Annotated in this window: 15 protein-coding genes and 1 pseudogene; all 16 read right to left on the reverse strand. The window is 42.2% G+C overall.

Translation table 11 applies throughout. The features are described 5' to 3' along the window. Positions 1 to 137: 137 nt before the first annotated feature. A pseudogene (locus tag E0409_RS06405) lies at positions 138 to 2,057 on the reverse strand (hypothetical protein); the annotation flags it as partial. Further along, positions 2,047 to 2,466: a hypothetical protein gene (locus E0409_RS06410; RefSeq protein WP_131288946.1), complete on the reverse strand. Its 420-nt coding sequence runs from the start codon at positions 2,464 to 2,466 to the stop codon at positions 2,047 to 2,049. The pseudogene E0409_RS06405 and the gene E0409_RS06410, both read right to left, overlap by 11 nt. Beyond that, entirely contained in the window at positions 2,463 to 6,002 is a 3,540-nt protein-coding gene (locus tag E0409_RS06415) for a tape measure protein (RefSeq protein WP_131288948.1), read from the reverse strand. Before E0409_RS06415 ends, E0409_RS06410 begins: the two co-directional genes overlap by 4 nt. Before the next feature lie 157 nt (positions 6,003 to 6,159). After that, entirely contained in the window at positions 6,160 to 6,552 is a 393-nt protein-coding gene (locus tag E0409_RS06420) for a DUF4124 domain-containing protein (protein WP_131288950.1), read from the reverse strand. Positions 6,553 to 6,559: 7 nt separating this feature from the next. Next, on the reverse strand, positions 6,560 to 7,180 hold the full coding sequence (locus tag E0409_RS06425) for a hypothetical protein (protein ID WP_131288952.1): 621 nt from the start codon (positions 7,178 to 7,180) through the stop codon (positions 6,560 to 6,562). 38 nt (positions 7,181 to 7,218) lie between these two features. Further along, positions 7,219 to 7,500: a hypothetical protein gene (locus E0409_RS06430; protein WP_131288954.1), complete on the reverse strand. Its 282-nt coding sequence runs from the start codon at positions 7,498 to 7,500 to the stop codon at positions 7,219 to 7,221. Positions 7,501 to 7,560: 60 nt separating this feature from the next. Continuing rightward, positions 7,561 to 8,136, reverse strand: coding sequence for a hypothetical protein (locus E0409_RS06435; protein WP_131288956.1), 576 nt, complete (start codon positions 8,134 to 8,136; stop codon positions 7,561 to 7,563). Positions 8,137 to 8,193: 57 nt separating this feature from the next. Further along, the gene (locus E0409_RS06440; protein ID WP_131288958.1) at positions 8,194 to 8,391 is read right to left on the reverse strand and encodes a YodC family protein; all 198 of its coding nucleotides are present in this window, start codon (positions 8,389 to 8,391) and stop codon (positions 8,194 to 8,196) included. 188 nt (positions 8,392 to 8,579) lie between these two features. After that, entirely contained in the window at positions 8,580 to 9,110 is a 531-nt protein-coding gene (locus tag E0409_RS06445; RefSeq protein ID WP_131288959.1) for an antA/AntB antirepressor family protein, read from the reverse strand. A 295-nt stretch (positions 9,111 to 9,405) separates the two neighbouring features. Further along, entirely contained in the window at positions 9,406 to 10,161 is a 756-nt protein-coding gene (locus E0409_RS06450) for a phage tail tube protein (protein WP_131288961.1), read from the reverse strand. Further along, complete coding sequence (locus E0409_RS16470; protein ID WP_165541305.1) at positions 10,161 to 10,334, reverse strand: hypothetical protein; 174 nt, start codon at positions 10,332 to 10,334, stop codon at positions 10,161 to 10,163. Before E0409_RS16470 ends, E0409_RS06450 begins: the two co-directional genes overlap by 1 nt. 9 nt (positions 10,335 to 10,343) lie before the next feature. After that, positions 10,344 to 10,766: a phage tail terminator protein gene (locus E0409_RS06455; RefSeq protein WP_131288963.1), complete on the reverse strand. Its 423-nt coding sequence runs from the start codon at positions 10,764 to 10,766 to the stop codon at positions 10,344 to 10,346. Further along, positions 10,759 to 11,307 (reverse strand): phage virion morphogenesis protein, encoded by a 549-nt coding sequence (locus E0409_RS06460; RefSeq protein ID WP_131288965.1) that lies wholly within the window; start codon positions 11,305 to 11,307, stop codon positions 10,759 to 10,761. The genes E0409_RS06455 and E0409_RS06460 overlap by 8 nt, the downstream gene beginning before the upstream one ends. Positions 11,308 to 11,314: 7 nt before the next feature. Continuing rightward, entirely contained in the window at positions 11,315 to 11,755 is a 441-nt protein-coding gene (locus E0409_RS06465; RefSeq protein WP_131288967.1) for a gp436 family protein, read from the reverse strand. A 7-nt stretch (positions 11,756 to 11,762) separates the two neighbouring features. Then, positions 11,763 to 12,128 carry a hypothetical protein gene (locus E0409_RS06470; protein ID WP_131288969.1) on the reverse strand — a complete coding sequence of 122 codons (366 nt, stop codon included), beginning with the start codon at positions 12,126 to 12,128 and terminating at the stop codon, positions 11,763 to 11,765. 11 nt (positions 12,129 to 12,139) lie between these two features. Further along, positions 12,140 to 13,213, reverse strand: a complete 1,074-nt coding sequence (locus tag E0409_RS06475; RefSeq protein ID WP_131288970.1) for a major capsid protein — start codon at positions 13,211 to 13,213, stop codon at positions 12,140 to 12,142. Between the last annotated feature and the right edge of the window lies 1 nt (position 13,214).

A 13,214-nucleotide genomic window follows, 5' to 3' on the forward strand; every position in this document is an offset into this window, starting at 1 on the left:
TTCCTCACTTAACCTGCAACATAATTTGCCCAGGGGTTTGACTGTGGCTTATAGCTAGTGGTTGCTGTAGCCGTTGGTAGTGATGAACTCGAGCCACTTTGGGTTGAGCTGGAGAGACTAAAAGTCTCAGGTGTCTTTTCATAGAAAGATGAAGTTAAAACAACCGGAGTCATACTTACCGCGCCAGTCGAATAGTTGACTGTCCCTTGCACCTGACCAAAAGCATCAATAAGTGAGCCAGAACCATTGTCTGTAACAACAAGCGTAATCGTGTCACCTAATGCCGATGTGAGTGGAACCTCAATCATGACCGAGTTGGGTTGCAGTGCTGCACCAGTACCAACGGTAAATGCGAGTTGCTGACTTGCATTTGGAATAGCTGCTGGCACATCCTGAATTTTTGCATCACCAAACTGATAGCTAAAATTAAATACAGTACCTTTTTGCGGTAACTGATTTGGAATCAAAGCACCTTTACCTAATGCAAAATTAATAAAGCCTGTTGCATCACCAGTAAATTTACCCGCATTATTTGAAGTTGCTGTTTTTGTCACACCCTCCAATACCCAAGTCACTGTCACACTACCGGCTAGAATAGCCTCTTGCACAAGATTGAAATCAAACTTCGCAGGCAGTACAGGTAAATTGGCTCGCTGATAAGTTGCAATCGGTGTGCCCCAGTTCAACAAAATTGGTGTGTCTACATCAGGAAGCGCACCAGTGGTCAACAGCCATGAACCAGTTTCATAATTAATCATGCCGGAACCAAACGAAGGGCTAGCAGCTTTCAACTGACCTGAACCATCGTCTTTAAGCTCATAAAATTTGCCTTGTGACATATATGAAATCGATAAAGCACCAGGTGCTGGAATCGGAATCAAAACCCCTGTCCAGTTTGTACCTTGGTTATTCTGAGTCACCGGAATAGCATGACTTTGGTAATACTGATTTGGTGCAGCTGCTGGCTTGAATGTGATATTTAAGCTCATGGTTCCGGCTGGAACTGCGGAAGTCCATTGGATCAGGCCACGCTGGTAATCAATCGTTCCAACTTGAGTGCCTTGGGTATTTTTAAGCAAGCCGCCCTGATCGGTAATCTGCTGGCCCTGCAAAGTGAATGACATACTTGACGGAATCACTGCAGAGCCAATGTAGAGGTTTTGACTAACCCCGATGACCATATTGGGATAATTGGCTGTAATAGTGCCTATGTTGCCAGAAACCAGTACCATACTTTCACCGGCAGCGTTCACATCAATGATGGGTGTTTCAGTCTGGGCCGATGGAATCAGCTGGGCAAAGATACTTTTGGCATTGACGGTAAACTCACCCACACCCGCATCAGAAGCCAACGCGGTAGATGAGTAGTACAGGCCAGTATCAGCAACAATGGTGTCGCGGATGATAGTTTTTGATGTGCCGCCTGAATACCATTGACGAGCAGACAAACCAACAAAATCAATTCCCAAAGCATCATTTAATGAGTAAGTGGCAATCTTGTATTCCACGTTTTTGCCATCCACTACCATAATGGCAGTGCGAGTCTCAACTTTTGTGATGCGAACATACTGTTCACGCTCCAAAGCTTTGCCTTCATCACTAATTAGGACAATCGTATCCCCAACGGATGATTCAACCTCTTGCGGGAACATAGCCACCTGCAGTGATGACATGCCTTTCCAGTGCGTATCGAGCGGCGTGCCGGCAATCTGACCACCCTTAGCTGAATAATTCTCGACCCGGTTCTGGGCAGACTGGCGTTCATCGGTCCAGTTCTTGGTACTGAAAAGCAGTGCTGACACGTTTGGATCTTCTGGTAGTTCAGATAGAAAGACCGTTGCGCCCATCAAGAGGTCAGTGTCTTCAGTCGTGACGGCAGGAAAGACCTTGCGCATGGATACATCACCCATGGTTCGATCCATTTCTGACACATCATTAAACAGGTTGTTACTAATGCCATCCTGCACCACCACACCAGAATATTTACCACCGCCATCCGAGTTATCAGTCAAGCGTTCAGACTTGTAAATCACTAAATCTTTGGTTTCAATCGCCATCGTTTAACTCCGTAAAGCGCAAGGTCACGTTGTAATAATCATCCAGTGATACCGCTGGAATTCCTTTCACTGGATCAGCTTCTAAAGCCCCATCCTGGTGATTAAATTTGACGGTGAACTGACGGTTGTCATGAGGCTGCTCAAACTGCAATTTGAAATTCTCATCCTGCAACTTAGACCACTCCAAAACAGTTCGTAATTCACGCAGCTTGATCCAACCCATGCCTGTATCAGCCGGTTGCAAAGTGATAGGCCGTCCAGACTTCTTTTTGCCTTCCTGAATCTGCAAAGTACCATCCATGGCGTAGGCTTGATTCTGTTCAATGGCTTTCCATGAAAATTCATCAGGCCATAAAAAACCGTCCTCTAATGGGACGGTTTCTGATGTTGCTAAGCGAACGAGCTTCATGTTGATTTCGCCTGTGTTTTAAGTTGTTTGATCAGTTGATTCATTGCAGATTCTTGTTCTGCTGATCCTGACAATGAGAGTGTTTGACCACCAAAGCTAATGTTGTAATTAACGTCTTTGGATGCATTGGTTGTGGCTGGGCTTGCAATAGGCATACTCACATTAGGAGCAAGGCTATTCACATCTACAGGCTTGGTTGAAGGGCCTGTCGACACAAGATTACTGGCAGTCATTTGACGCATCAGCTCATTAATTTTGTTTGTACCGTGCTGAGTGGTTAAGCCTTTAGAGGCTGCATTATTGTACTCAGCATTAATTAGTGCTTTGACTGCTAAACTTCCATCCTTGCCCAATCCTTGCTCTTTAGCAGCACGATCTGCTGACATTGCTTCAGACCAGATTGAACCTGCCAATTTCTCTGCCTCTTTATCGCTATAGCCCTTACTTTTAAGCTGCGATAAAACATCAGCCTTACTGTATGAGTCGTAATCATAAATCCCTTTGCTTAATGATTCGCCTTGGCGTTTCATTTCAGCCCTAAACTTATCGGTTGAAGCTTGAGCTGCATCAATTGCCTGCTCCCATTCCGATTTAACGCTTTGGGCTTCTTCACGTGCCACCTGACCAAGACTTCTAAAGCCATCTTTTGCACCGTCTGTAGCACTGCGAGTACGATGAATCGACTGCTCAATATCAGACATAGCCTTAACTGACTTTTTGCCAGTTTCATCTACCTGTGTAGCTAAACCACTCGCTCCTAATTTCGACTCATACAAAGCAATTTTAACTGCATCCCCAGAAGCATAAATTTTATCCGCCATGTTAATTAATGCTTGTTTGATTTGCTCAGCAGATGCTGTCCCACTATTTTGCATCACATTGAACGCTTTCATTTGTGCATCAGCCATTTTCCCGGCTTCTTCACGAGATGTTATGCCAAGCAGTCTGTAAGCTTTTTCAACCTCAGAAATATTTTTAGGTAGCTTGCCATTCACTTCATCAAGATAGCGCATCCCCATTTCAACCTGTTTGGCAGAAAAGACACCTTGATTACCGAACTCAACCAATCCCTTCTTTGCTAGATCAATTTCGGCTTGGCTTTTAGCCTCTTCAGTCCACTTTTGCCAAGCTTCATAAGTTACTTCACCCGCCTGCTTGCCCGTAACCCCCAAGCCCTCTAAGCCAGCAACAAAACTATTAACATTGGTTTCACCTGCTTTAAATTTCTCTGAAACCCTATTTAAAGAAACATCTAAATCTATCCCGAGGGCAGCCGCGGCTTTACGAGCCTTATCTGTTGCATTGCTTTGACCTTCAGTGGCTACAACAGCCTCTTGCATAGCCTTAACAACCACTTTTCCAGTGCTATCAAACTCAGCCTGTAATCCCTGAGCCGCCAGTTGGGCATTCAAAACCTTTAGCTGTGCCATGCCAGCAGCATCAGCCGACTGAATCATTGCATTTGCAACAGTCTGTGCAGCTTGAATTTTGGCATCGGTGATTTTCTGACTTTCAGCCTGATAGGCCTTTTCCTTAGCGTCAAGCTCAGCTAAACCCTTTGTGGCTAAATCAATAGAGGCTTGGTTGCCAGTTTTACGTGCATCGAATAGCTGTTGCTCTAATTGAATACGCTCGTCACTTATCGCTTTGTAGTCAGCCTTATGCTTTTCCTCTTTGGCTTTGAGTTCATCTAGGGTTTTTTGGCTATCAGCTATGCGCTCTTGGTTTGCTTCTTCTTCAGTCTGACGGATTTCTCGGATTGCTTCTCGTGTCGCTGACTTGCTCTCAAGTGCCAACCGATTTGCCTCAGATGCATTCTTTTCAGCCTGTCTGAATAACGCATCAGATGCATTTTGCGCTTGTGCAGCAAGATCATCAAAACCGAAGAAATCAAGAACCGAAGCGCTAAGTGCGTGAATACCACCTGAAATAAATTGAATGCCAGCAAGAAGTAACTTAAGCGCAATATTTAGACCTGTAGCTGCGTCTGAAACTACACCTAGAGCGATTTTAAAAACATTAAATAATGTAGTTATCCCGCTTACTTCCTCTTTGCCATTTAAGATTGCGTTAAATAGTGGTGCAATAGCATCTAATACAGATGAGAAGGCACTCCAACCAGTTTCTGCCATTCCAGCTAGGCTCGATATGACCGTTTTAATCGTATCGTATACAGCCGATAAAGTGCTTTGGATGGATTCAATTGTAGAGGGATCAATCTCAGATAACTTATCTTGGAACCAACCAACTCCCGCAGCTACATCATCAAAGAATAATTTTAGAATCCCTAAATTATCCGCAATGACTGATAGGGCATTTGCTACCGTTGCACTTGATCCATTGGCCTGATCCATCTCTCCAATAAGAATTTGCCATGATGTTGAAATCTTTTGCAGTGCATTGCTGATGGTAGTAGGAAATTGATCAAAGGTTTGTTGAACAGCATCTTTTTGACTTAATAAGGCTTTATAGACACGCTCTGCACCTAGTTCGCCGTTGTCAGCCATCTTCTTAAGTTCGCCAGTGGTTACTCCTAAACCACGCGCTAGTGCTTCAGCAACGCCGTAGCCGTTTTCCATCATGGAGTTGTATTCTTCTCCACGTAGGGTGCCTTGCTGCATGCTCTGGATAAATTGGGCTGTAAATGCTTCACTAGCTTGTGCTGATGCACCACTTGTTTGTATGGCTTGGTTAATGGTTTTGGTTAAATCTAAGGAGTTCTGTTGTGTCATCCCCATGTCTTTACCGACAGCATTCAGCCTTGAGAACAGATCACCGGTAGCATCAAGACTTGAGTTGGTCATCAATGCAATTTGATGAACACCGGCCATTGCAGATTTGAAGTTACCCCCATCTTTAGTGGCAATATTGATTCGTGCTGAAAGATTTGTGTATGAGTCTGCTGCTTGGGCTAATTCACGGATACCCAGCCCAACACCAAGTGCCCCCATTGCACCAACGAGTGCGGTCACAGCAAACTTCGCACCATTAAGCCCTTTTTGCGCTGTTTGTGCTGCTGTATCAGTATTTTTTAAGCTGGTATTTGCTCGACCTACTTCGCCCTGAAAATTATTAAATGCTTGATCCGCTTGTTGAACTTCTTTTTCTAATTGATCAACTTGCACCTTGGCTTTTTCAATATCTGCAGGCGACGCATTGGTTGCTGAGAACTCCTGAAGTTTTTGTTTAGCCTGAGTTAAATCTGTTTTAAGTTGGCTTAAAGCCTTTTCAGCCTTATTCCCGAAATCAGTAAAATTTCCCGCTGTAGATTTAGCATTGTCACCGGCATCTTTAATAATGCCTGTAGCACTGGTAAGTGATTGAGTAAGCTTGTCTGCTAATTCACTTGTACCTTTAGGAACGATATTGCCAATTTCTTTAGAGGCTGATTCAGTGGCCTGTTTTAACTTGTCTGATTCACTTCTGATTGAGTCAAAAACAGCCTTCATCACTGTTTCAGAATTTTTTGCAGTGCTTACCAACCCCTTGTTGTCAGCATCCAGCACCAATTTAAATGTTAAGTTTTTTCCAGACATGCTGACCTCTAAATTTTAGGCATAAAAAAACCACCTTTCGGTGGTTGGAATTTGGAATTAAAAAACCATCCTAAGGTGGTCTATGGTTTATTTTGTGATTAGAGTCTTTCGCTTATTCCGGCTTGTTTCTAGCTCTATGAAAGTACCAAAAGATTGACTATTTAGTTATTGAGACAACCTTACCATTCTTAAAATAAATCATTCTTCCCGACTCATAATGCCAGAACTCAGACAAACCATTTAAACTTTGTGTTTCGGAATAACTTTTAGGATACCCCCAAGTTGATTTTCCAACTTGATTTGTGGTCATCCCAATACTGGGTTCTTTGCGCAAACTCATTTCACGCATCTCAACCTCATAACGATACTTGGCTAATTCTTTGGCTTGCTCGTTGGCTTTAGCTTGGCTTACTTTCTCAGTAAGTGCTTTACTTCCAGGACACGGCTTTCCTTGATATATGGTTTTGCCATTTATTGTACAGGTATAAATTTCTCCAGCTGATACACCAAAAGAAATCAAGGTAGTAAAAATAAAAAATAATTTTTTCACTTATAAATTACTCCGCACCATTGCTTGTATGTTGTGTTGGCTTGCATCTTACATATTCTTTATTTGCCTGCTCAGCTTGCTTATAATAATCAATAAACTTTAACTGTGCGGCTGCTTCAGCATCCGATCCCTTCATGAATTCTAAATAAGCTTCTATCTGCGTATTCATTGCAGTGACATACAAAATCCGAGTTGTTTCCATACATCCAGCATAAGATGAGGCTGCAAGCTTTCTTTTGATTTCCTGAAGTTTTGATACTGGTTGAGCTAATGCTATTCGGCTTGTCGAACCTGCAACTTTTTCTGCATCTTGCCATTCAGCAAAAATGTCATTGAAAGACTTTATGTGTTGCGGATTCGTGATGGTTATATTATCTACTTTTGCTTCAGCTACTTTTTGTGCATCTTCCGAATTTACGCCCACACTTAATAGCTCTGCTTTAGCCTGACTAATTTTCTTATCCTTTTCCGCTTGAGCTACAGCAAGTTGTTTGGCTTCATTCTCCTTATATTTACCCCAAGCAAAATAACCTGCGCCAAAAACAATAAGCAATATTACAATCAAAAGCACTGGGCTATTTTTGTACTCAGCGCCACAAGTTCTACAATGCGTATCGGTAGCTTTCATGGGTTTTTTGCATGACCTGCATATCTTCACACCCACAATCATCGCTCCCAGTTAATGCTATAAACAGCACCATCAACTACTGTTATTTCATAACGTACATTATTGAGTGAATAAGAATAAGTGATTGCTTTGTGTGGCCAGCCATCACGATCATGGATAATGTGTTTATAAGAAGAATCTGGACTACCCAAAACATCAATCATTTTACCGTATGAATTGCCACGCTCTACAAAACCTGTACTACCCCGAACTGAATCCACACTAACGGCATAAGCAGATGAACATACTGCCAATAGCATCGCTAAAATAACTTTTTTCATAAATTTATATCCCCGTTTTCAAAGAGAATATCTAATCATTTGGTAAAAGTCACCTGTATCTTATTCCTTCAATTCCTCAAAGAACTTTTTAAACTCTTTGGCATTGGCGTGGTGAGCTGAGCGAATCACACTCGATAAATACTGCAGCTTATTTTTATGATCTTTTTGCGCTGACTTTAGGTATTGCTCAAATGCACCATAGGTCATACTCATAATGTCTTGATGACGATGACCAGCACTGACTAAGTACTGAAATGAGTCGAACCATGTTGATTCTGTGTTTTGTTTATTGGAACCACGCTTTGGCTTTTCATATTTGAAGTAGGCTTGATTGACCAAGAGTACCGCTTTAAGCAAATCCTTAAACCCCTGCTCATCAACAGCAAGTTTAAAGAGTGATTCATTGTCCAGATCGGTTACGCATGCAATTGTTGAAATGACTTGCACGCCATGAACCTTAAACAACTCAGTCAAAATCTCATCTGAATGATTTCTATCTTTGATGAAGTTTTTAATTACTTCAGCATGTGTTGCCCAAATATCAAATTCTTTCATTTGTATCTGACGAACTTCGATATCGATATTTAATACAGAAACCTTAATACTTCGGTTTGTGGCTAAGAAAAAATCATTCATGATGGAATCTCAAATATAAATTTCAGGTATTAAAAAAGCACCCTAAGGTGCTTTTGTTTATACTGCTGCAGATTTTTTACTGGGGTTTGGATTATCTTTTATTAGCGCTGTATTTATGAAGGATTTGCTATGAAAAGCATGATGTTTATCAAACCACTCACAGAAAGAAGCCCGATCATCACTTAGCTCTGTGATAGTCATAGCTGGACCACCTGACTTTAGGAAAACCACATCACCTTCTTTAAACTCGTTCACAATACAACTCTCAATCCTTTAAAGTATTAGATTTATTTATAGCTGAAAATGTATTTTTTTCAAGTATTAAAAAACCTCCCGAAGGTGGCGTTGGTTCTTGGTCACTTTTCAAATGCGACCAAGATGATTACTGGATTTAAAATCTAGAATTCGCCATTTGGAATGCGGAAATAAAAAATGATGGTATTTCAAATTCCACCCTCTAGTTTTAATTCTGGCTGAGCTTCTTTCATTAGCTCATCCAGTTCTTTTAGTAGCGCTGGTTTGGTTTGCTTTCCATTTACAGACAGGAATCGACCTGCCTCAGAAAGTGATTGAGTAATCATTTCGACTTGTGCTGATATATGTCCGATTCGCGACTGAAGACCATCTTTAAGCTGACGCGCTAATTCTTCTTGTTCAATATAGTATTTGCGAATCTCATGACCTTTTTCATTGCGCTCCATCATCCCAAGGTGCTTAGTCATATCTACCGAGATAATGTATTCATTTAAATATTTTGCACCCGATACCTGCTCGTCTTTTTTGACGACAAGGGTGTAGTCATAATTTTCTTCAAATTTACACTGCTTAATTCGACGCTTAATCCAGTGAGAGAATTCCGCCTTCACTTCAAGCATCTTGTGTAAGTCGCGGGCGTTTACTCCAAGCTGCACCTTTCCATTTAATTCAACTTCAATAAATGGGGTTTGGTTTTCAATTTTTACGATTGCATTCATTGATATGCTCCGACTACTCATTAAAAAAGAAACACTGGCAAGAAGATGCAATGAATAGTCGAAACGACCATCTTCCTTTCGGGGATCAACCTAGCCAGCGGTTTGCCCAAATTGCAGGCATTAAAAAAGCCGACTTGTTAGGCCGGCTTCGCTTTAAAAATATACTTTTCTGTCAATAGGGTGGTAAATGACTTTGGGTTGTAGAAACTAGTTAATACAATTCAAAGTCATCTAAAAACAGGCACAAAAAAAGATGCTTAATGCATCCTGTGGAGTTCTTTGTGCCTGCTTTGATTTATACAGCTGCTGGAATCGAAACAATGTGACCATACAAGCCAAGCGTTGGATCTGTTTCTTTACCTACATCAGACAAAGCCTGACCAGAAATTTCATACTGACCCAGTTCTTCATGAATCAGAGGGAAAGTGGTCTCTGGTGACTTTTTGGTACGCCATAAGCGCACAGCCATATGCTTACCATTTGCTGTATTTACCCCCTTGAAGAACAGCTCATATTCTTCATTAAAGTTATTCGCCAGAGTGGTATGAGTTACAGCACCTGTAGTATAGGTGGCTAGAACTGGCATCGTTAGATCAGCTACATCATGGAAAATCACAGTGCCAAACTTTGAATCTACTGTGTACTGATCAGCAGTAAGTGTTTTTGGTGTGCTGCTGGTGGAGTCTTTAAAAGAAACCTGTGACAAGTTGTATCCGTTCAACTGGATTTCATCACCAGCAACCACAGTCCCTAGAGATTCATCAGCAACCGTGTCACTTGTGACTTCTGTATTTGTACCGGAAACAATGTACTCTAAATTCTCTTTATCCACTTCTTCAAGTGTTCCAGAGAAATTTACAGATGTGGTATTTACCATCGTGAAGTCAGTAGTGCGATTACCTGATGTCGACTCCTGATGCTCAATAACATCCGCACCGATTTCAAGCTCAAAGTCAGGAACGTTACCCAGATGGCGCATAGCACCGGCAATACCATTGGTTAGCTTGGATAAATAGAATTTACCCTGCAATGAAATATATTCTTTAGCCATTACTTTTCATCCCCTGTGGTTTTCTTGGTTGGTGCAGCAGTTTTAGCTTCAGGCACTTCCTGAATTGTGCCATCTGCCAGTAATTTTTTAATTTGAGCATCACTCAGCCCACCGACTACATCGCCTTTCTTAAAGCGACCGACCGGCTGAGTTGCCTTGTATTGTTTCGCCATTATTGGCTCCTAAATGAATAATGATGATTCGAATACCATCGTGATATAGACGCAAGTTGATGAAAAATCTTCACTGATCCGTACCAGTGATAATGGCCGAGTACTTGACTCTGGTCGCCAACCACTTAAAAGTGGAATAACCTTGGCAACTAACTCACCAGCCTTATCGATTGCTTTTGAACCATCCGACAATTGTGATGCAGCATGACGCTCAACAATGGTGATATCCCACTCTTGCTTCAGTGCATTCATAGCACCTCTGCCCGCCTCGTCCACTTTTTTAATGCGCAGATAATTCACATGAGCGCATGGTGTAACCTGAGATAATTCCGAAGTACTTCCAATATTGATTGGGGTATAGATCTTCTTAAATTCTGAAATCTCTTCCAGTTTTTTTGCAATCTCTGCCCGAACAGCAAAAAAATTACTCATCAAATACCACCCCTTCAATAGAGTTCAAGATGCTTTGCTCCTCATCCTCAGTAATACCAAGCCAAGGTCGACGCGGCATTTTGACCGTATAGGCCTTACCCATTGTTTCCTGCATAAAGTTAGAGCGACCGCGTTTCACAAAGCGATTGCCGACTTCACCAGTACGCATGTTTTGACGAAAGAATGTTTTTCGCACTCTTGCCTCATGTTTGATATCACCACCGAAATGATGAATCGGCCCATATACAACATTGGTTCCGATTTCCACTCCATCCGGAAGGACGTTATAGGTAACTGAATCCAACAACCTTGAGTTTTTTCGCAAGGTAGTACCACCCTCACGCATTACTCGTACCGATAAGGGCCATTTACCCTCTAGGCCCTCTCCACCTTCCCAGCGCGAACGAATACCATCAACAACGATGCTGCCAATGTCTTCAAATAATTCACTCTTGCGTTGCTCAAAATCAGAAAGGTTTTTAAGGATGGTCAGAATTGGTGAATCACCATCTACATCAATTGAAATTGCTACACCACTCATAAATACCTCACATGGTCGGCATCTTATTCAGTGTGTCATCACCAAATACACCACCGGTATAAGAAGTGCCAATGGGCGCAGTAGATGGCTTGTTTTTCGGTTGATCGTCCACGATTTCATTTGTTTCAGGCAATTGAATTTGCAAATGTGCTTTGTTGTCAGCAACACGTTTTAAGAATGCGATTGCATCTTCATAACGCTTTCGAATCTCTTCAGTCGGTTGCTGAAAGTAAAGGCGATAGCGTGCAATATCACACGCCATACGCTTTAAATTACTGGGCACATTTGGCAACGGCAAAGGATAACGACCACCGATGTGACCGTTAATTTCTTCTGTTGCATCCTGGATTGCATCATCGACAAAGGTAGGGTTAGAGACCATAAGTTTTAAATTACTAATCTCTTCTTCACTAAATCGTGCGACCAAATCTGCTTCAGTCGCGTACATGAATCACCTATTTGGTTTCGTCCACAGGCTTATCACCGGCCTTAGGTTTTGCAGTAGCTTTTTTCAAAGCAGCTTCAGAATCCGTTAATGCCTTTTCAAGCTCAGCAACCTTAGCTTTGAGTTCAGCATTTACCTGATCTGATTTGACCTTTTCATTGGTCATTAGCTTGATGGTTGCGGTCAGGTCTGTGTTGGCCTTTTCAAGCTCAGCCAATCGTGCAGCGGTGCCATCTTCTTTAGGTTCTTCCGGCTCTTGATGTTCTTCAATAGCCCCAGATGCTAAAAGGGCTTGAAGTTGTTTAGCTTCAAGCCCTGTGATTTCCTGCCCTGGTCGAAAGTGACCAATGGACTGTTTTGCAATGTACTTTGACATGTGTTTTCCTCTTAAACGAAGCCGCGACCGCCGACTAAACCGTTTTTGTTATTTGGAACAGCAAGTGGAGATGATTCAGCGAGCATTTGAATGCTTGAAGGATTCTTTTCTTGCCATTGACCCAAATAGAATTCCAAAGCCTGACCAAACGCTTCAACGTTTTGCAATGCACAGTGTGCGATCCAACCATTAGCATCCGAGACAAGACCAAAGAAGTCTTCAGGAATAAAACGATCAGAGGCACCGCCCATATTGTGACTCACGTCATAAGTCCAAATTTCGAGATTATCGACAGTGCCACGGAATTGAGGCTTGTCGGCTTGGTCGAAAGTCGGAGTGAGTGGAACGCTAATACCTGCATATGGTGCAATGAATTTCTCTTTAAACTCAGGATCTTTAATCAGCGTGTTGTACACCTTAGATGTGGTCAAAGCCATGATCGGTGATGTACCTGAGTGCTCGATAGACAAGTCAATCATTGATTGAATATCTTTAACAGGTGTAGCGTTGGCTTGACCCCATTTGATCAACGGCGCGAAGTTGCAAGCAGGGTTACGCTCATAATCCACTTCATACATCGGGAAATCTGCAGAAGCAAAAGTGGTTTTACCGTAAAGCAATACATCACGTGCAATCAACAGCTTTCGGTTTTCAATTGATTGTCGAAGATATAGAGCCTTTTGAGCCTGATCAATCAGCAATAGATCCGCATCGGATAAACGATTAGAACCAGTCGCAATCACGCCAAATTGACGTAAGCGTGCGATAAGTGCTGTATTTTGTACCTCACTTGGCATGACCGTCATCATTGGTTTTAGGTAGGCAGGCTTTACGAATTTCACGTTGCCAGACTCACCTACTTTAATCTGACGACCAGCTGCAGTCGGAGTAACAAACGGTGCAAGTGGAGTTGCCGTATTTAACTCACCGACAGGAACTTCCTTTTTGGTGTATGAAACACGTTGTGGAAAGAAGCGATCCATCAACCAAGTATCAACCTTCTGGGTGGTATCTGTTAACAATACAAGTTGTGGCACATCCAGTAATTCAACTGGTGCATTCTGAAATGTAAAAATTTGACTCATG

Source organism: Acinetobacter sp. ANC 4862 (genome assembly GCF_004336635.1).
Classification (GTDB): Bacteria; Pseudomonadota; Gammaproteobacteria; order Pseudomonadales; family Moraxellaceae; genus Acinetobacter.